This is a genomic window from Ravibacter arvi (genome assembly GCF_039540405.1).
Taxonomy (GTDB): Bacteria; Bacteroidota; Bacteroidia; order Cytophagales; family Spirosomataceae; genus Ravibacter; species Ravibacter arvi.
The window spans coordinates 30,805-51,425 of sequence record NZ_BAABEY010000029.1 but is presented as its reverse complement, the minus strand read 5'-3'; the positions used below and the strand labels follow the sequence as shown (position 1 = coordinate 51,425).

Genomic DNA, 20,621 nt, shown 5'->3' with positions numbered 1-20,621 from the left:
TGGACATTTTAGCGTGAGCCACCGGCGCTGCAACCAACCACAATCCTTTAAAACAAAGAAGCACCACCCTCAGGCAGTGCTTCTTTGCTTATATCGCTCGTTCGGTTCGCCATTCCTGACCCGCGCTACTAATCCACTACAAGCCTGCACGTTTGCAACAGGGCGCCTTCGCTGCTATAGCACGAAATAAAATAAATCCCGCCGGGTGTTTCTGCCGGTAGACTGAAAGAAGAATCCCCCGTTTTTTCAACCGTATACGCGCCTGCCAAAAGGCCCGCCTGCGTGTACAAGGTAACTCTCGCCACGGGTTGGGCACTGCGGGCAATAGCAATACGCAACGGCCGTCCCGCCTTGCCCGGATTGGGATAGACTTTAACAAGGTTCACCTGGTGGCGAGGGTAAAATACCAGGATCGGAGAATAAGTAAAGCTCCCGTCGAAATCCTCGATGCGCAGGCGGTAATAGACCGGTGATAAACCGTATAGCGCACCATCATTAAAAGCGTACGTTTTTCTTTCCGCTTTGCCGGAAGCTTTTACATTGCCGATCTTTCTGAAAGTGCGCCCGCCTGTACCCGCTTCAATATCGTAATGGGAAACGTTTTCCTCTTCGGCTACCTCCCAGGTAATCCGGGTGCCGGCCTCCCTTTCCGTAACATCCAGGCGCACCAATTTTACGGGAAGCTGAACCTGCACCGTGATCGGTTGCGACGGCCCGACACAGGCGCCGGCCGAAGTAACAAATACCTGCACTACGTCACCATTCTGCAGCGTGCTTGATTTCCACTCGTTCGAGGTAGTCTTCTGGACTTCGGTACCGTTCAGGTGAAAGCCGAAAACCGGGTTGACGACCCCACCTGCTACTGAGCCGGTAAAGGTGACTTCTGTCCCGGGTTGAATATTGTTGGAAGAAGCCGCCAACCCTGTAGTCGAGGTATTGGCGTTGACTGTGATTTGAACGGAGTCATTAAGTACGGTGCTGCATCCCCCGCCCGCTACCGACAGCCTCACCCATTGGCTTCCGGGCGTGTCAAACCTGAAAACTGCCGTCCCCAGGTTATCGTCTGAGGCAACGAGGTTCCCGTTGCCGGAGCTCCATAGAATGCCGGATTCAAAAGTCGAGCCCGCGGCGCTAAAGTTCAGGGTCATGCCCTCGCAAACCGAAGTTGCAGAAGAAGCAAGTGCAATCGATGGGGGCGGCGACGCAAGAAACGGGTGTACGTAAAGCGAGGCACTCAGGTTCCAGCTTCCAGCGGTGGTGTATTGATACCAGTTATTATCGGATTGCAGTTCCCAGATTGCGCTCGGGTTGGTTTGTCCGGCCGTATTGCTGATAATTGACAACGTGTCTTTGACCGTGTTATTCCAGCGAAGGTTCGAAAAATCAACGCCTACAAAAATTTTCCTGGAGGCCGGAAGCTGTACGGGGCTCCTGAATACGGCCGAGGTATAGAGACCTGCCGCATGGTGCTGCATGATCTCTTTCATTTTGAAAGGCACCTCACCGAGTACCGCACCCGGCCGGTTGGAGGTGCCGTCGTATACCCGAACGTTTATCGTCTTTTCAGGATCGGCGGAGTAAGTACGTCCAAAACCCACGTAGACTTCCGTCAGGTGCGTTTCTGTACCGGAAGACAGGTCGAAATACATGGCTTTTGCTTTATCCTGGTATACGTTCATGCCGTTGATCCATCCGTCGGAGCCTACCGTCGCTCCCGTGTAATAGTTTGTAGCACCCCAACCCGCGGGTGCGGGATAATTAATCCGCGAGCAGGAGGCAGCTGTCCTGGCATCGGAATTTCCCCTGTTCGCATAGCCCGTTATTTTTGGCAATGGAGTTTCAGGGTGGATAGCCTGAACGGCTCCCGGGGCAGTGTCTTTCTTTGCCGGCCGCGGCGGAAGCCCGGGGAGAATGCCCTGGCCTGAAGCCGTTAATACCATCAATACGAGAAACAAAGTTTGCGTAAAATTCTTCATCGTTGAGAATATAAATAGAGGAAATTGACTACAGTCTGCTTATTGTGAAGATATTAGCGGGCAGGAATGTCGTTGAGTAACCAATATCGGTTCACAATAGCTCAGACTGGTTACGCAAAAGTATAAAATAGTCGCTGTGATTCTACAAAATGCAGGCTCCGATGGTTAGATCCCAGCCTGCACCGGTTTCAACTAGCCGGGCGTTTGCCTGACCTTCTCGACGAAGGATATACGCGGCGGAGCGCAAAGTCCGTTAGTTAGAGAACTCATTAACCCGAAAATCAACCCGATGGAATTCAATCCCAACAACCCCGTTGTAAAGCACTGTCTCCAGGGAATGGAAATGGAAGGTAGCAACCGACCCGAAGAAGCGCGCGCCTGCTTTCGCCGGGCCTGGGAGGTAGCCACAAACGACTATGAGAAATTTATGGCGGCGTACTACCTGGCACGCCACCAGGATACCACCCGCGACCGGCTAAAATGGCTTGAAACGTCTCTGCAGTTGGCCTTGCAGGTGAATGACGAAGGGGTTAAAGGCGCATTCCCTTCGCTGTATCAAAAGATCGCCGGATGCTATGCGGAGCTGGGCGAACACGAGCCTGCGAAAAAGAATAGGGAGCTGGCAGCCACATTCAGCGAAAAACCCTCTGATAAAGGGCCCTTCTATCACGGAACGAAAGCAGATTTACAGGTTGGGGATATGCTCACTGCGGGTTCGGTATCCAACTATGATGCGGCCATCGTGATGAATCACATCTATTTTACAGCCCTGGTAAATGGCGCCGGGCTGGCCGCCGCGCTGGCCAAAGGAAGCGGACCGGAACGCGTGTATATCGTAGAGCCGACGGGAAGCTATGAAAACGATCCCAACGTGACCGATAAAAAGTTTCCCGGTAATCCCACGCGCTCTTACCGTAGCAGCGCACCCTTGAAAATAGTGGGCGAGGTACCGGACTGGGTACGGCAGACGCCGGAGCAGATTCAGAAATGGCGTGAAAAGCTGGCCAGTAACCAAGGGAAAATCATCAATTAGCATTGCGGGTAGGTGGCGCGCTTTTCCCGGAAACCTTGCCCGGTAATCACATATTCATGCGATCAACCCGTTTTGGTATTCTGTTAACTTTGTTGCATGATTTTCAGGGCGCTCCTCATCGTTATCTTCCTGCTGGCAAGCCGGTATAGCCACGGCCAGAGTTACATTTTTAACCGGTTGTCTATCGGGGAAGGACTGCTTTCCAATCATGTTCTCTGCGTATGGCAGGACAAAACGGGCTATCTGTGGATCGGGACCCAAAGCGGTTTACAACGATTCGATGGCCTCAACTTCCGGACCGCAATGGAAGGACGGGTCGACCAGGTACTGGAGGACGGATCAGGAAAGGTATGGATCAGGGCGGGCAGCAGGATCGGGATATTGAATGTGCATGACTTTTCGGTGCGTTACGTCGCTTACGAAGGCAGTAAAGAAGTTTACGGCCCGTTTAAGGTGTGGCTCCGGAAAGACGAATCGGGCCGGGTTTTCCTGGTCCACGTCGGGAAAAACTGTCAGTATTACGACAAGGAACGGGGAAGTTTTTCAAGGCGGAACAATCCTTTTTCTCTACCGGATTCGCTTCCGGTGATTGACGTCGTGCCTGACCCGCGCCTGGACCGGTATTGGGTTTTGTCGCGCAATGACCTGGGGTATTGGGATAAAAAAACAAAACGGTATTATTCGCGGTCCCCGGGGGAATCTTCAGACCCGATACTCGGTAGCCCATTGTTGCCGCCCGCAATCGCCAGGCTGCATATAGACAGGAAAAACAGGTACTGGATGGTGGCCGGGAGACCAGCGGGCAGCAGTTTTTTCTGCTTTGACGGAAACAAGGGGAAATTCAGCGGCGACACCCTCGGGATGAACGGCCCCGACCACGACGCCCCTTTTGAAGTATACGGGTTCGGGAGTTTCGAAGATTCGGTTACAGTGGCTTACGGGCAGAATTATTTGCGGGCCCGAACCGGGAAATCGTTTGCCGATCTCCGCTCGCCGGTCAGCAACCCCTACGGTATTCATTTCAATGTAGTTACCAGTGTTCTCCAGGACCGTGAAGGAATTTTGTGGGTGGCAACCGACAATGGCCTGTATTATACGTCAGGTACCCGGAACCAGTACACGCACATTCTTTTCAGCCAGGAAAAAAAGCGTTCAGTTATCAGTAGTTTACTGGTGGGCCGGCAAAACAAGCTTTGGATCGGAACCTGGGGGCGCGGAGCATTTGTGCTGAGCAACGAATTCAACAACGTGCACGTGGAACCGGTCGCGGCGCTTAACCGGTTGGGGGATCCTGCGCAGCGAATTATGTCGCTCTGCGAAGATGCCTTCGGAAATATTTGGGCCGGCTGTGACCTGGGGTACCTCGCCCGGTACAATGGCGGCCGGGAAACGGCGGTGCTTTTTAAGCCCGGAATGTTTGAAAGCAGCGAGATCAGGCAAATTGCCGCAGACCGGGCCGGCAGGTTATGGATCGGGCTTCAAAATGGCGACGTTTGGACTTATGACCCTGCGCTGCCGCTCGTTGAGGCTTCTTTCCGCAAGGTGTTTTCTTTCGGCGGTCCCGTGAGCCGTATGGTATTTTTACCTGGAGACCGGCTCTGGGTAGCTGTAAGCGGGAAAGGGATACTGGTGATCGATGCGCAGAACGACAGGCTTTTGGAAACCATAGATATCCAAAAAGCCGCAACCAGCGATATTGCCGGGCTCCGTGACATCATGCCCGTAAACGATACACTCGTACTTGTTGCCGGCGAACACCTGGGCGCCATCCACCCGAAAACCTATCGGGCAAACTTTGAAAATGTTCACACCGGGTCGCTTAACGGGACCATATTCGCCCTTCTGAAAGATCAGGATCAGAATGTCTGGCTGGGAGGGGCTTCAGGTATTTATAAATTTAACCCGGTAACAAAGGCCCTCACCAAATATTCCCAGCAGGACGGGCTCCTTACCATTCATAACAACAGCTATGTGCCGGAGCGAAGTGCCGGCCTGAAAAGCGGCAGACTGGCGTTCGGCGGTAACCAGCACCTGGTGATTTTTGACCCCGCCGAATATAAAACTGCCCGCCGTCCGCCCGATGTAACCATCACCGGTTTCCAGTTGAATAACCGGTATCTTCCCGTTGACTCCCTCCTCCGGTCCGAAACCATCCTGCTGCCTTATACGCACAACAGTTTCAGGATTGATTTCGCCGCCATCAGTTTTTCGGACCGGGAAAGGATTACGTATGAATACAAAATGGAAGGGCTTGATGAAGCCTGGGTTCCCCTCGTAAAAGGCGGCCAGGTCAATTATAATTTCCTGCCCGACGGCCGCTATCGTTTTATGGTACGGGCAAAAAATGAGCAGGGCGATTATTCCCCGGCCATCACCCACCTGAACATGCGGATCAGGCCCCCTTTCTGGAAGACCATCTGGTTTTTCCTGCTAATGGCGGTGTTTACCGGCTGCGTGCTCTTTTATTTTCACCGGCTGAGGCTTCAGAAACTGCTGCATATAGAAAAGGTCAGGAACCGGCTGGCGCGCGACCTGCACGATGACATGGGATCGACCCTGAGTACGATCAATATCCTGAGTAGTATTGCGTTGCAGCAGAAATCGCTTGATGCGGAAAAAAGCAAAAAATACCTGGATACTATCAACCAAAGCACCCACCAGATGATGGAAGCAATGGATGACATTGTGTGGAGCATCAATCCCGGGAACGACAGTATAGGAAAGATGGTAGCCAGGATGAAGGAAACTGCCGGTTCGGTGTTGGAGCCCAAACAAATCGATTATCGTTTTGAAACAGATCCGCGCGTGTCGGAGCTACACCTCTCCATGGAAGCCAGGCGTGAGATTTTCCTCATTTTCAAGGAGGCGCTCAACAATATCGTAAAGTATGCCGGGTGTAGCCTGGTCGTGGTCGGATTGTCAAAAAAAGGCACTGAGCTGATGCTGACCATCACCGACGACGGCGTAGGCTTCACCGAAACGCAAACTGCCAGTACGGTAAGGGGAAATGGTATGAAAAACATGCAGAACCGGGCGGGAAATCTAAAGGGAAGACTCACGGTTGTTTCCGAACCGGGAAAGGGTACTGCCATCAGTTTGTTGATGCCTATCGCATGAATATGCGTTGTTTTCGAATGTCAGGGCTGCGATCTTTGTAAGGTCAAATCGCCTCACTGCAGGAGGCGGATCTGAAAACTGAACTTATGATACGGGTACTCCTTTACGACGATGTTTTGCAATTCAGGGAAACAATGGGCCTGCTGCTCGATGAAACCGACGAGTTCACGATTGTGGGCAAATTCGGCAACTGCGAGTCTGCGGCAGCCGACGTTGCGCTGCTGAAACCCGATGTGGTGCTGATGGACATTGATATGCCGGGCGCCAGCGGTATCGAAGGCGTACGCATGATCCGGAAAAAGAACCAGGAGGTAAGAATCATTATGCTGACCGTATTTGACGACAACCGGAATATCTATGACGCGATCCGCCTGGGCGCGAACGGTTACGTGTTGAAAAAGAGCACGCCGTCTGCAATAATCAGCGCGATCCGGGATGTTTACGAAGGCGGAGCGCCCATGAACTCCTCCATCGCGACGCAGGTGCTCCGGATGTTCGCCGGTATGTCGCCCGGGGATGAAAGCTACGGCCTTACCGAAAAGGAAAAAGCAGTGTTGAAATCGCTTGTAGATGGCAATAGCTACAAAATGGTAGCAGCCGATTTGAACATATCTATTGACACGGTCCGGACCCATATCCGGAATATTTATGAAAAACTTCAGGTTAATTCAAAAAGCGAGGCCGTGGCCAAGGCCTTAAAAAACCGGATCGTCTGACAGGCTTTTACCGGTCCGTATAGCGACGAGCGTATTTTCTCTTCACAGGGTACACCTGGTGGAGGGGACACGCGTCCAGCCTTTCAACAAGAGGCCGGTGCGTTAAATTGATGTAAGTCCAACGTTTCAGTGACTGCTTATGGCGTTTTGTCGCCGGGGCATTGCCATGCCCGAAAATGGCTACACTTGACAGCATTATATTTCTATTTAGCCATGAAACAGCCATTGAGTCGTGAGGTTTTGGCGGCCCTCAAACCTCACGACTCACCGCTCAAACCTCTCACCAAATGAAATCTCCCATCACGTTCACCGTTCTGTTACTTTTTGCCTTTTTTGCATGCAGGCGAGAGGTAGTTGTGTGTCCCGACACAGCTATACCCGACTCGTCGGATACCACCCTTCAGCGAAATTTCAGACTGGTTTTTGTCAACCTGAGAGAGCAGTGGAAAGGACCTGAAAACCTGGTTGCACATGTTACGGTCGAATCTCCCCGGACACCGGAAAAGCCCGTTTTTCTGACCGTTCCCGTGCGCTTTGAAAATCTTTGTTCAACCCCGGTAATATCCCTGCCCAAGGGCGCCTACCGGATAAAGGCGCTTACGATCACGGATAATAGCGGTGTAACCAGGTTGGCTACACCGGTTGCAGGCTCACCCAAAGCCGGTCAGTCCGGCACGCCGCTCAGCGTTTCGCTGACGCTTGACACAAAGACAGAAAAGGAAATCAGGTTGGAGGTCCTTTCCGTCGGCGCGACCGATACGGCGGCAAGTTTCGGGTATCCACCCGGATCTTTCGGAAAAAATCCGGATAACCCCCAGCCGCCGATGGACAAACGTGTATTTATCCGCTCACTGATCAGGGTCGGCGAAATTGTATACGACAGCATTCCTGTACAACTCATCGTAAAAAGCTGGGACGCCAAAGAGGTAATGGATTACAGGATTCATTACCTGGCGGCCGGCACGCAGTCCGTCTATTTGTCTGCCAAAGCCGAGAGGTTCCATCTCTCGGTAAAAAAGTGGGGCAGCTACTCCGAGCTCACATTGTCGCAGGCTGAAGTGGAGGAAAATGCCGTATACGACCTGGGCGGGCAGGTGGCCGCCAAAAAGCTGAAATCTGTTATCGAATCGAGAATTGCCGGCGGGACTACTACGCCGCAAACCAAAACCGACTACGAATATCACCCCAACGGAGAAATCAGGCAACGGCTCATTTGGGGGAAAAAGCCGGACCTGTCCAGCTATGTGGTACAGAAGGATGTTTTCGCTTACACCAACAACTACATTACCACCATTCAGAGCTATAATGAAAGCAACGCGCTCGTCAGGACACTTACCGCTCACTATGGGCTGCCGGGCCGCGTTACGCTGCTGGAAGAGACCAAAGGTTCCGCCCGGATCACCGCAACGGCCGCATATGTCCCGTTGGAAACGCATTCCGGAAGAACCCGTGACTACCGCATCGACGTAGCGTACCGGCTCGGAAACGGGATAGACTACTACGCCAAAACCATGCGCGGAGGCGCCGTGGTCAGTGATGTATACCGGGGGCATACGGGCGGGTTGGAGGAAGGAACGTACGACTACGATTTTTCTATCAATCCCTATGTACATCTTCATATACCGGATTTGTTCTTCACCCAATATGCCAGGCATAACATGGTCGTGTCGCGAAAAATCAGAACCGGCGCCTATCCGCAGGAAGAACCCTATGACTATCAATATGTCTATGATGCGGATGACTATCCCAAAGAGCTCCTGACGAAGTACCGCTCGACGAAAACCGGGGCTGATCTGTTTGTGATACGCACCGTCTTTACCTACTGGTGATCAAAATGCACCATTCTAATGTCACTTTTTCTATAACAGTCATGAATAATAAAATCAAAAAAGCCCTTCACCTCTTCCTTCTGGCATTGCTCTTCGTTTTTCCTTCCGCCTGTGAAAACGGGGGGACAGAACAGCCTGATGCTTCGCCGGTAATTACGCCGCTGGTAAGGCCGAAAGGCGTGTCGAACGGAATGGCCGTTGGCAGAAATATCGGCCCGGAGGGCGGTTCACTCCAATCGGTTAACGGCAGGTTCAGAATTAACGTGCCGCAGGGGGCACTGGCTTCAAACACCATGATCACCATAGAGCCGGTTTCGAATACCAACATCGCCGGCATAGGAGCGGCCTTCCGGCTAACGCCTCACGGGCAGATATTTTCCAAGCCGGTAACCATCACCTATTCCTGGGCGGGTTATGCCGACAGTGTCGGATTGCTCCAGACGCTGGGACTGGCTTACCAGATGGCAGATGGCGTGTGGAATTTCGTTGGCGCCGACAGTTTCGACAGCGGGGCAAAAACTGTCAGCTTTAAAACTACCCATTTCAGCGACTGGTCGTTAATGAACAGAATCTCGCTCTCTCCTTATCGCGCATCGCTTGAAACCGGTCAGAAGCTAGCGATCAAGGCCATGACCTTTACCGATGCCCACCCGGACAATTTGTTTGTTCCCCTGGTAAATGACCCCAACGGTCCCTACAATGAGCCGGGTTACCCGGTTGGAGAACCTGCGCCGCTTCCGTCCCGCTTTATCAAATCGTGGGAGCTGAATGGCCCCGGCGACCTTACCAGGTCAAGCGGGCAGGTGGTCGAGTACCGGGCGCCGGCATCAGTGAACGGAGCAGAAGAAGCTACCGTCACCGTGGAGCTGAATGCACCGGTGCCCGGTACCTACCTGCTGGTTTCCAATATTTCCATTATGGGCGACGGTTGGATCGAATTGAGCATGAATGGCGGGGCGCCGGTGCGCTTCCCGGCATCACCGGTGGTTAAAATGGGTTCCCGGTACCTGCTCGCAAATCCCGAAGACGAAGGCGGCGGGCATTTTCTGCTGACCTGGAACGGAGAATTGGGCAGCCATGGCTATGATCTGAGCACAAGCGGCACCAGCTTCCATTTCCTCACTCCCGGCATCTCCTACGTCAGCATGTATTTGCCTCATCCCGACTCGCCGGTAATGCCCAGTGGGGGAAGTGTAAACGTTACCAAGCTCAGTGACGGGATTGCCGAAGGTACCTTTACCGTGACCAAGGTGGGTGTAAACAGCGAACTCAAACCCCTGGCCTCCGCAAGCGGGCGCTTCAAAGCGAAATTGTTTATCCCGAAAGATCAGTAGCTCGCCCCACCGGTACCGTTTTTATCATTCCAGGATTGGCCCGCTGTAAACGGGTCAATCCTGGATTTTTTTTTCCTGGTTGCCTGATCTTTCGCCGAACATGAAATTCTTTTTATACCTTTGCTTGTAAAAGGTCTAAATAACAATAAACCTATCGGAAAGGTTTTCATCCAATCATAAAATTAAGATGCTTAAAAAAAGCTACACATTACGGTACGCGTTGGTGGCAATGGCCATTGTGGGCCTCACATCCTGCGATGATGATAATAACGTCATAGAAGATACCACACTCCGGGACAAAATCGATTACGCTTCCATCACCGCTACAACGCCGTACGCTAAACTATTTGTAGACAAAGCAGGCAATTCAACCGTTGATCTCAGCAGTGGGAACAACCGTTACAAAATGTTTCAGATGCTTAACTCGGCCCAATCTTCGGCGGTAGGCGGAAATAAACAAATTGATGCGGCGGCGCTTAAAAATATGTTTTCCAATACCGGCAACCCTTTTGGCGACAGCGTGAAGCTCAACACATCGGGCTTGCAGCTCCGTGACAAGGTAGCATCTTCCTGGGCGACTGCCGACGCCGAGGCGGTCCGAGCCAGGGTTGAAGCTTTATTCACAGAACTGGAAACCACCAGCAAGTCGGTAACTGAAACCGGTGAGAAAGGCAAAGCCGGGAAAATAGGCAACTACCTCGTGAACGCACAAGGTATTGAGTTGGTACAGATCGTGCAGAAATCACTGATCGGCGCGCTGCAGCTTGACTATATCAGCAATGTCCTGCTGACGAAGGGGCTTGAAGCAGATAACCGGTCATTGGTGCCCGGGAAACCGTATACCCAGCTCGAGCAAAATTGGGACGAAGCCTATGGTTTTCTCACCCTGAACCCGGTTTACCTGATCGGTTCTACCGACGACAAACGTGGTACAACCGAGTTTGGCCTCGGAGCTTATACCTGGGAGTATAACAAGCCGGCCTATCCGAAAATGCATGAGGCTTTCCTGAAAGGCCGGGCTGCTATCGTCAACAATGACAAAGCCGAACTCAAGGTACAAGTTGATTTTATCCGGGCTGCCTTCGAAAAAGCATTGGCCAAAGCAGCGGTAGGCTATCTTAAAAAATTCATCGACGGTACCACTGACGCTGCACGCGTACACGCGATCGGCGAGGGGCTGGGCTTTATCTACTCGCTCCGTTTTGCTAACGTGAACGGGGCAGACGCCAAGTTTTCGGATGAGATTCTCGCCGCGCTTATTTTGTCGCCCAACGGATTTTGGGATTTGACGCCGGCCAAAGTTACCGCAGCTTCCGACGCCATCACGGCGAAGTTCAAGCTGTAATTTTTTTACCCGAGTATCGTACAGGGATCAGTGGCATACGGCCATTGATCCCTTTATACCGTTAAAAACATGATGCGATTCAAACCGGTCGTCTTCGCCCTTCTCTCAGCTTTTTCATTAGTTGCCTGCTCAGGCAGCAATAATTCATCAACCCCCGACCCGGTAGATGGCGGAAAAGACCGGAAGGCAATTCTGACCCATTGGGCCGATAATATCATCATCCCCGCCTACGCAGGTTTCAAAGTGAAACTCGATGCAATGGTGGAAAAATCAAATGCTTTCGCGGCTAAACCGGATGCCGGTACCCTGGCCGCTTTTCGCGAAGCCTGGGCCGAAGCCTACATCGAATGGCAAAAAGTGGAGCTTTTTGATGTGGGACCTGCGTCGCGGCGTTCTATCAGGAGCTTTATTAATATTTACCCGGCAAACGTGAGTGGGATCGGGAAAAATATAGCGGATCCCTCCGAGAGTATGGAAACCACGTCGTCCTACGACCGCCAGGGGTTCCCGGCCCTCGATTACCTGATCAACGGGACCGGCAGCAGCGATACCGAAATTGTGGCCTATTTTACGGAGCCCGCCCAGGGAGCGCAGAGGCTGAACTACATCAAGCGCATCACGGACCACATGCAGCAGCTGGTCAACAACGTAACCGCTGATTGGGCCGGCGCCTACCGCGAGGATTTTGTTACCAAAACCGGGACTGACATAGGCTCCCCGATGGGCGAACTGGTCAACGGCTATGTGCTGCACTACGAGCGCTATATCCGGTCCGGGAAGTTTGGTATCCCGTCAGGCGCAATGCTGAACGGCGTGGTTGCCGCCGATAAGGTGGAAGCCTTTTACAAAAAAGATCTTTCGAAGGCGCTTGCCCAGGCCGCCCACCAGGCGGCAGTGGACTTCTTTAACGGGAAAAATGTTAAAACCGGTGCTGAGGGACCTTCATTCAAGACTTACCTGGATGCGTTGCAAGCAAAAGACGCCACATCCGGCAAGGCATTGTCCGAAATTATCAATACGCAGCTTGCGGCCGGGAAGGCCAAAATAGACGGGCTCCAACCCAACCTGTACCAGCAGATACTGGACAACAACCAGGCTGTGAAGGAGGTTTTTAATGAGCTTCAAAAGGCCGTTCGCATGCTGAAAGTGGACATGACTTCGGCCATGAGCATCACGATCACCTATACTGACAACGACGGAGACTAAAAAAGGGAAGGCCCATTACCCATGATTTCCTGTCTGGAAAAACAAACGTCTTCAGCCCCTCTCGCAACAATTCGTATTGTGCTGGGGCTGATGTTGTTTGCCGGCCTCGTGAGATTCTGGGCGAAAGGCTGGATCAACGACCTGTATATAGCGCCGCATTTTTTTTTCAGCTATTACGGATTTGAGTGGATCAGGCCGTTAGGGCAGTACACCTACGGGCTTTTTGCACTTTGTATGGTTGCGGCGCTGCTGGTAATGCTGGGCCTGTATTACCGCGTGGCCATCGTCAGCCTTTTTCTGTGCTTCACCTATATTGAGCTGATGGACAAAAGCACTTACCTGAACCACTACTATTTTGTAAGCCTGCTTTGCTTCGTCCTTATTTTTTTGCCTGCCAACGCCAGCTTTTCCCTGGATGCGGCCAGGAACAGGAACCTGGCGGCAGGAACCGTGCCGCGGTGGACCATCGGCGTGGTCAGGCTCCTGGTATTTGTGCTCTATTTCTACGCCGGTCTGGCAAAGCTCAACAGCGACTGGCTGCTGAATGCCATGCCGCTGAAAATCTGGCTCCCGGCCCGGAACGACATGCCGATCATTGGCCCGTTGCTCAACCAACAGTGGGTTGCCTATTTTTTCAGCTGGTTCGGCTGCGCCTACGATTTGTCTATCGTGTTTTTCCTTCTGAATTCCAGGACCAGGAACGTGGCCTACCTGACGGTCATCGTCTTTCACCTGATGACTGCCCTCCTGTTCCCGATCGGTATGTTCCCGTACATCATGATCCTCGCCGCGCTGATTTTTTTCCCCGGCCAGGTTCATCAGAAGCGACTGTCCGCAATAGCCAGTTGGTTGCGGTTGCCGTCCATCGGCATTTCAAAAAACAGGCTGGTGTACAACCGGCGGTACCAACGCATGGTATGGGCGGGGTTCTTTTTGTTTTTCCTGGTACAACTGCTTTTTCCGTTCCGGTATTCGCTCTACCCCGGTGAGCTGTTCTGGTCCGAGGAGGGTTACCGGTTCTCATGGCGCGTCATGCTGATGGAAAAAGCAGGCTATGCACAGTTTACCGTAAAAGACCGTGACGGAAAGCAGGCGGTGGTGAACAACCATGAGTTTCTGACGCCGCTTCAGGAGAAAATGATGTCCACCCAACCGGATATGATGCTGCAGTATGCTCATATGCTCAAAGCACATTACCTCCAAAAAGGCTTTAGCGCCCCGCAAGTATTTGTTGACTCCTATGTTGCGCTGAATGGCCGTTTGGGCAGACCATTGGCAGATCCGGCAGTTGATCTAGCCGCCCAATCCGAATCGTTTCGCAGCAAATCCTGGATTATCCCTCTCGAAGATGAAATTAAAGGTTTATAGTTTCCTGTTTTTTTCCTGTGTTTTCGGCAATTGTCTGGCCCAGTACCGCCTGAGCGGGGTGATCAGATCGGCGGCTGATTCCGGGGCTGTTACCGGCGTCCGGGTGGTGTTGCATACGGGAAACAAAGCCGTCAGTGATTCGCTGGGACATTTTGAATTTAAAAGACTTGCCGCGGGCACCTATACGCTGTATGTCTTGTCCGACGACTTCAGGGCCTACCAGGAAGAAATTGTTTTAGAAAAGCATATCCATCTGCAAATCGGGCTGAATAGCCGCAGTGAAAACCTGCAGGAGCTGCTTGTGAGCGAAAAGAAGACCGATTTCGGGTTTTCAAGGCTACGCGGCGTCGAAGCGATGGGGATTTACGAAGGCAAGAAATCAGAAGTGATCAACCCGGAACAGTTGGTGGCCAATCTTTCTACCAACAATGCACGGCAGATTTATGCGCGCGTAGCCGGGCTGAATATCTGGGAAAATGAAAGCGGCGGCTTGCAGCTCAATATAGGGGGAAGAGGGCTTGATCCGAACCGGTCCTCCAACTTTAATGTGCGCCAGAACGGGCATGACATCAGTGCTGATGCGCTCGGCTACCCCGAAAGCTATTATACACCGCCGGTTGAAGCTATAGGGCGCATCCAGATTGTCCGCGGGGCAGCTTCCCTGCAGTATGGTACGCAATTCGGCGGTCTCATCAATTTTGTGATGCGGAAGCCTGTTGCCGACAAACCACTTGAGCTAGTGGCCAGGCAGAGCGTCGGCTCCTTCGGCTTCTACAACGCTTTTACCAGCGTCAGCGGAACCAAGGGGAAATTGAGCTATTACAGCTTCTTCCAATACAAAAGAGCGGACGGCTGGCGGGCTAATTCGCATTTCAACAGCTATAATTTTTATGCCGATATCGACTACAAACTGAGCGAGAAAACGTCGGTAGGTTTTGACGTCACACACATGAACTACCTGGCCAGGCAGCCGGGGGGGCTTTCGGACGCAATGTTTGCCGACAACCCGCGCCAGACCAATCGCGCCAGGAACTGGTTCGACGTGAACTGGAATATGCTGGCCGTCCACTTCGATCACAAGATCAACACTTCGTCTGACTTTAACCTCCGGTTTTTTGGCCTGAGCGCACACCGGTATTCCATAGGCTTCCGGCCGAACAGGGTTGCTACCATTGACGACAACAGTGCCCGGGACCTGATCAAGGGTGAATTCACCAACTGGGGGACGGAAGCGAGGTACCTGAAACGCTATAACCTTTTGGGCAGACAGTCGGTCCTGCTGGTGGGCGCACGCTTTTACAACGGCTTCAACCACAGCTTGCAGGGACAGGGCAGTCACGGCAGGGACGCGGATTTCAGCTTCGTTGAACCGGAACGCCTGACTACCTACGATTATGAATTTCCTAACCGGAACGTTGCATTGTTCGCCGAGCATATTCTTTACCTGGGCGAGAAGTTTTCAATCACGCCCGGTGTCCGCTACGAAAGCATCAGTACCCGTGCAGACGGGTACTACGGGAGTATCCAGCGCGACCTCGCCGGGAATATCATTAACATTACCAAAACAGAAGAATCCAGGAAAAACAGCCGCAGCTTTTTACTGGGGGGGATAGGGCTCAGTTACAAACCGCATGAACAAATAGAGGCTTATGGAAATTTTTCGCAGAATTATCGCTCCATTACTTTCAGCGATATGCGTATTTCCAACCCGTCTTCGGTAATCGATCCCGATATGAAGGATGAAAAGGGGTATTCGATCGACCTCGGCATCAGGAGCCGTGGCACCGAACTCCTCAATTTTGATTTCAGCCTGTTTTATCTCAACTACAACAACCGGATCGGGGAAGTCCAGTTTTATGACGAAATGAACCGGATTATGCGGCTGCGGACCAACGTGGGGCAGGCCGTTATCTTCGGTTTGGAATCATACGCCGAGGCAGATGTTTTTCGTTTGCTTAAACCGGAAATTCCTGATTTTAATGCGGTTGTATTCGGGAATGTGGCCCTTATCAAATCCGAATACCGCAAGAGCCTGATGCCGGGAGTGGCCGGCAACCAGGTGGAGTTTGTTCCGGCACTTAACCTGAAAACCGGTGTAAAACTGGCTTACAAAAAGGTGAAAGCATCGTTCCAGTTTACCCGACTGAGCGACCAGTTCTCGGAAGCCACCAACGCACGCGACGGCGGCATTTCTTCGGTTGTCGGCCTGATACCGGCCTACAAGGTCATGGATTTGAGCCTTTCCTATGAGCTGGGGAAATTCCGGCTGGAAGGCAGTGTCAACAACCTCTCCGACGAAATGTACTTTACCCGCCGGGCTACCGGGTACCCCGGACCGGGTATTTTACCTTCTGACGGTCGGAGCTATTACCTGACGGTACAGTTCAAAATCTGAACTAACCCGCGTCCTGCAGGAGCCGCATCGCTTCTTCTACCGAATGAACGGGGAGCCGGCAGGTTTTATCGAAACAAACATACACGGTGGTTTTGCCGTTAACCGCGACTTTGCCTTCAGCCAATGGCAGAGATGACACCGTTTCGCTGCCCAGTACTACTTTGTTGGGGATGAAAAAGCGGTCCAGGTCTTTTCTGAAAGCTTCGGCCTCAGGCCCGATGATGACAATTTCTGCAGTGGGGGAGGCCATCTGGCAGTGAAGCGCCGCCCAGTTTGCAACCCATTGCGCGTCGTTGGTGATCAGGCGGATCATTTTTTTTGCCATATCGCGCGCCAGCGTCAGATAGATCTCATGATCCAGCAAATGCCCGAGTTGGAACAAGGCATGCGCCAGCATGGAATTGGAGGCCGGGATTACATTGTCGAACAGTTCTGTTTTCCGGGCGATCAGCGGTTCCGCTGTAGTGTCGGAGAAAACGAAAAAGCCTTCTTCCCGGTCCAGGAAATGTTCAATGGTGTAGTCGGCCAGCTGCCGGGCGAGGTCGACCCATTGTTCGTCGAAAGTTACCTGGTATAATGCCGTAAATGCGTCGATCACTGCTGCGTAATCTTCGAGGAAGCCCGGTATGCGCGCTTCTCCCTTGTAGGTCCGCATAAGCCGGCCGTTTACGATCAGCTTTTCACGGATAAAACCGGCGTTACGGATAGCGAGTTCGCGCACGGAATCCGATTGGGTCGCTTTGTATACATCGGTCAGACCGCGCAATGCCAGGCCGTTCCAGGACGCCAGGATTTTGTCGTCCAAACCGGGCCTGACCCTGTTTTCCCGTGCTTTGAAAAGACGCTGCAGTATATCGGAAAGGCGTTCGTCAAGGTTTTCAATTTCAAGCCCTTTTGCTTTGGCAGTGGCGCCCGGGAGTTCGGTCAGGTGCAGATGGTTTTGGCCGTGCTCCCAGTTCCCATGTGCCGAGAACCCGTACAGCCTGCAAAACCAGTCGGCATCCTCGCCGAGCACCTGTTGCAGCTCGGCCATGTGCCAGGTGTAAAATTTGCCTTCCTCGCCTTCGCTGTCCGCATCTAACGCAGAGTAGAAGCCCCCTTCCGGCGACTGCATCTCACGCTCCAGCCAGGCAACGGTCTGATGGATCCGCTGTGCGTACAGCGGGTTGCGGGTAAGCGCAAACGCTTCCGCATAAAGACTTAGCAGCTGCCCGTTGTCATAGAGCATTTTCTCGAAGTGCGGGATAAACCATTCATCATCTACCGAATACCGGGCCCATCCGCCGCCTACATGGTCGTAAATACCCCCAAGCGCCATGCGGTTGAGAGAGAGTTCAACCTGCTGCAGGGCTTCGGGGTGTTGCGTCAGGTCGTAGTAGCGCAGCAGGAACTTGTAGATAGCCGGCATAGGGAATTTGGGCGCACGGTCCATACCCCCTTTTTCGGTATCAAAATGTCGCTTGAGCCGGTCAAAAACGAGGTCCAGCTCTTCTGCGGACAGAGATGCGCTTTCAGCACTGAGCCCGTATTTCTGAACTTCCGACAGGTTGAGGTTCTCTGTAAAGCCGTCTGCCGATTTTTTGAGCTCTTCATAGTGACCGGAATAGGCATCGCGTATGCTTTCCAGCAGCTGCGCCCAATTGGCGGGTGGCAGGTAGGTAAGGCCGTAAAAGGGACGGGCGTCTTCCAGTAGAAAGACATTCAGGGGCCAGCCGCCCCGTACCCCCATTGCCTGAACCGCGTCCATATAAATCGCGTCTATATCCGGGCGCTCTTCCCGGTCGACTTTGATACAGACGAAATCGTGGTTCATGATCTCCGCGATGGCTTCATTTTCGAAACTCTCCCGTTCCATTACATGACACCAGTGGCAGGCGGAATACCCGATGCTGACCAGGATGGGCTTTTTCTGCGATCTGGCCTTTGCCAAAGCTTCATCGCCCCACGGATACCAGTCAACCGGATTATGGGCGTGCTGAAGCAGGTAAGGGCTGGTTTCGTGTATGAGCTGGTTGGCCATGGTGTGCAGGTTTTAGATTAGAATTTCATCCGTTGAATACGTGTGGCATTCAGAATGGCAAGTAAAGATACGCCTACATCTGCAAATACGGCTTCCCACATGGTAGCCAGGCCGCCGGCGCCGAGCACCAGCACGAGGGCTTTTACCGCGAAAGCGAAGAAAATATTCTGCCAGACAATGCGCTTGGTCGCTTTGCCGATGCGGATAGCCATGGGTATTTTTCCCGGCCGGTCGTCCTGGATCACGACGTCCGCGGTTTCAATAGTAGCGTCGCTTCCCAGCCCGCCCATGGCGATGCCTACGTCGCTGAGGGCTACCACGGGGGCGTCGTTAAGCCCGTCGCCTACAAATGCGACGCTTTCGCCGCGCGCCAGGATTTCCCTGACTTTGGTTACCTTGTCTTCAGGCAAAAGATCGCCCCACGCATCCCGTACGCCCAGGGTGCCGGCAGCTTTCTGTACTACCGACGACTTGTCACCGCTCAGCATGGTGGGCGTTACCTTCATGCTGCGTAATTGTGTAATGGCAGCCGCCGCATCGGGCTTCAACTGGTCGGCGATGGTAAGGTACCCCGCAAATTTCCCGTCGAAAGCAACCGCGGTTACCGTGTCCACAATGCCCGCCGGATTTATTTCATAGCTGATATTGAATTTATCCATCAGGCGAAAATTGCCTACCAGCAATTGCCTGTCCTGGTACATGGCTTTTAAACCGTGCCCGGCAATCTCCTCTACGTCCTGAAATGTAATATCAGGATCGGGCGCGCCCGCATATTCGTGGATAGCGGTGGCTACGGGGTGGGTGCTGTAACGTTCCAGCGCGTTAACCAGCGGAAGTATTTCAGCCCCGCTGACCCCCTGGCTCCACCACACTTCCTGCACGCTGAAGACACCTTCCGTAAGCGTCCCGGTTTTGTCCATGACTACATTGCGGATCTCCGCCAGCTTGTCCAGGAAGCTCCCACCCTTGACCAGGATGCCGTTTCTGCTGGCTGCTCCGATCCCGCCGAAGTACCCGAGCGGAATGGAGATCACCAGCGCGCAGGGACAGGAGATTACCAGGAACACCAGCGCGCGGTAGAGCCAGTTACTGAAAATGTAGTCAGTGACAAACAGTGCCGGCAGAAAACAAATCGCCAGCGCCAGCAGTACGACAATGGGCGTATAAATGCGTGCAAATTTGCGGATGAAAAGCTCAGTAGGCGCCTTCTGGGCGGTGGCGTTCTGGGTAAGTTCCAGGATGCGCGCCAGCTTGCTGTCGGCATACAACGCGGTAACCCTGACCTCCGCTACGGTGTTGAGGTTGATCATCCCGGCGAGTACCTTATCGCCTTTTCGTTTGGTATCCGGCGTGCTTTCGCCGGTAAGCGCAGCCGTATTGAAAGCTGCCGTGCCGGATGTGAGCTCACCGTCAAGCCCCAGTTTTTCCCCGGGTTTTAACCGGACGAGGTCGCCTATTTTCGCGTTTTCCGCCTTAATCAGCGTAGGTTGCCCGTTGACCAGCACTGACACCTCGTCGGGGCGCTGATCCAGTAACGTTTTGATGTTGGTTTTGGCTCTTCTTACCGCCAGCGATTGAAAAGCTTCGCCGACCGAGTAAAAAAGCATGACTGCTACGCCTTCGGGGAATTCTCCTATGGCAAATGCGCCGATGGTGGCCAGCGACATCAGGAAGAATTCCGAAAAAACGTCGCGGTTCCTGATGCTTTCTATCGCTTCACGGATAACGGGAAGTCCCACAGGAAGATAGGCGGCCAGGTACCAGGCGAGGCGTACATAGTCTTTGAACCAGGATTGCGGTATCCAGTTGTCGAGCGCTATGGCAGCGATCAGGAGAACAAAGGAAATGGCCGAGGCCCGGAACAGACCCCCATTGCCTTCCTGGCCATGATCGTGGTCATGGTCGTGATCATTTTCAGCGTGCTGATGCGTCGGTTTCGTCGCGCTGCAGCAGTGATTATCGAGATCTTTATCAATGGTTTTCTGATTCATAGTAGCTTAGATTTTGAGGTGTTAGCCTCACCTATACCTCCACACCTCATCCAGCAAATTGTTGATGCAAAGATACACCCGATCCCGGTCTGAGGTACAGGCAGATAGTCTTTCGCAGCAACTATGCAACCCGTTTGCACGCGTGGTTGAGACGTGAGGTATGAGAGGTGAGGTATGAGAGGTGAGCTGCAGGCAGTGCCCGCGACAGCCGTAAGGTGTGAGACATGAGCGGTGAGCTGCGACAGCGTCTGCAACCGCCCGTTCACCTCACGCCTCACGGCTCATACCTCA

12 protein-coding genes are annotated in these 20,621 nt (G+C 52.9%); 9 read left to right on the top strand and 3 right to left on the bottom strand.

The window, feature by feature from the left end; genetic code table 11:
* Positions 1–128: 128 nt before the first annotated feature.
* Positions 129–1,976 carry a hypothetical protein gene (locus ABD852_RS16405; RefSeq protein ID WP_345030864.1) on the bottom strand — a complete coding sequence of 616 codons (1,848 nt, stop codon included), beginning with the start codon at positions 1,974–1,976 and terminating at the stop codon, positions 129–131.
* Positions 1,977–2,595: 619 nt separating this feature from the next.
* Between ABD852_RS16405 and arr the strand changes: the two genes are divergently transcribed.
* From arr to ABD852_RS16360, 9 genes are all read left to right on the top strand, one after another.
* Positions 2,596–3,009 (top strand): NAD(+)--rifampin ADP-ribosyltransferase, encoded by a 414-nt coding sequence (arr, locus tag ABD852_RS23090; protein ID WP_425568819.1) that lies wholly within the window; start codon positions 2,596–2,598, stop codon positions 3,007–3,009.
* 96 nt (positions 3,010–3,105) lie between these two features.
* Complete coding sequence (locus tag ABD852_RS16395) at positions 3,106–6,126, top strand: two-component regulator propeller domain-containing protein (RefSeq protein ID WP_345030860.1); 3,021 nt, start codon at positions 3,106–3,108, stop codon at positions 6,124–6,126.
* Between the two features lie 86 nt (positions 6,127–6,212).
* The gene (locus ABD852_RS16390; RefSeq protein WP_345030857.1) at positions 6,213–6,842 is read left to right on the top strand and encodes a response regulator; all 630 of its coding nucleotides are present in this window, start codon (positions 6,213–6,215) and stop codon (positions 6,840–6,842) included.
* A 287-nt stretch (positions 6,843–7,129) separates the two neighbouring features.
* Positions 7,130–8,671: a hypothetical protein gene (locus ABD852_RS16385; RefSeq protein ID WP_345030854.1), complete on the top strand. Its 1,542-nt coding sequence runs from the start codon at positions 7,130–7,132 to the stop codon at positions 8,669–8,671.
* A 41-nt stretch (positions 8,672–8,712) separates the two neighbouring features.
* Positions 8,713–10,005 carry a beta/alpha barrel domain-containing protein gene (locus ABD852_RS16380; RefSeq protein ID WP_345030852.1) on the top strand — a complete coding sequence of 431 codons (1,293 nt, stop codon included), beginning with the start codon at positions 8,713–8,715 and terminating at the stop codon, positions 10,003–10,005.
* 187 nt (positions 10,006–10,192) lie between these two features.
* On the top strand, positions 10,193–11,350 hold the full coding sequence (locus tag ABD852_RS16375) for a DUF4856 domain-containing protein (RefSeq protein ID WP_345030850.1): 1,158 nt from the start codon (positions 10,193–10,195) through the stop codon (positions 11,348–11,350).
* A gap of 69 nt (positions 11,351–11,419) precedes the next feature.
* The gene (locus ABD852_RS16370; RefSeq protein WP_345030849.1) at positions 11,420–12,556 is read left to right on the top strand and encodes an imelysin family protein; all 1,137 of its coding nucleotides are present in this window, start codon (positions 11,420–11,422) and stop codon (positions 12,554–12,556) included.
* 21 nt (positions 12,557–12,577) lie between these two features.
* Positions 12,578–13,924, top strand: coding sequence for an HTTM domain-containing protein (locus tag ABD852_RS16365; protein ID WP_345030847.1), 1,347 nt, complete (start codon positions 12,578–12,580; stop codon positions 13,922–13,924).
* Positions 13,905–16,319 carry a TonB-dependent receptor domain-containing protein gene (locus tag ABD852_RS16360; RefSeq protein ID WP_345030844.1) on the top strand — a complete coding sequence of 805 codons (2,415 nt, stop codon included), beginning with the start codon at positions 13,905–13,907 and terminating at the stop codon, positions 16,317–16,319. Before ABD852_RS16365 ends, ABD852_RS16360 begins: the two co-directional genes overlap by 20 nt.
* 1 nt (position 16,320) lies before the next feature.
* Here ABD852_RS16360 and ABD852_RS16355 read toward each other — a convergent pair whose 3' ends face one another.
* Both ABD852_RS16355 and ABD852_RS16350 read right to left on the bottom strand, forming a co-directional pair.
* Positions 16,321–18,339, bottom strand: a complete 2,019-nt coding sequence (locus tag ABD852_RS16355) for a thioredoxin domain-containing protein (protein WP_345030841.1) — start codon at positions 18,337–18,339, stop codon at positions 16,321–16,323.
* 17 nt (positions 18,340–18,356) lie between these two features.
* Positions 18,357–20,330, bottom strand: coding sequence for a heavy metal translocating P-type ATPase (locus ABD852_RS16350; RefSeq protein ID WP_345030838.1), 1,974 nt, complete (start codon positions 20,328–20,330; stop codon positions 18,357–18,359).
* Between the last annotated feature and the right edge of the window lie 291 nt (positions 20,331–20,621).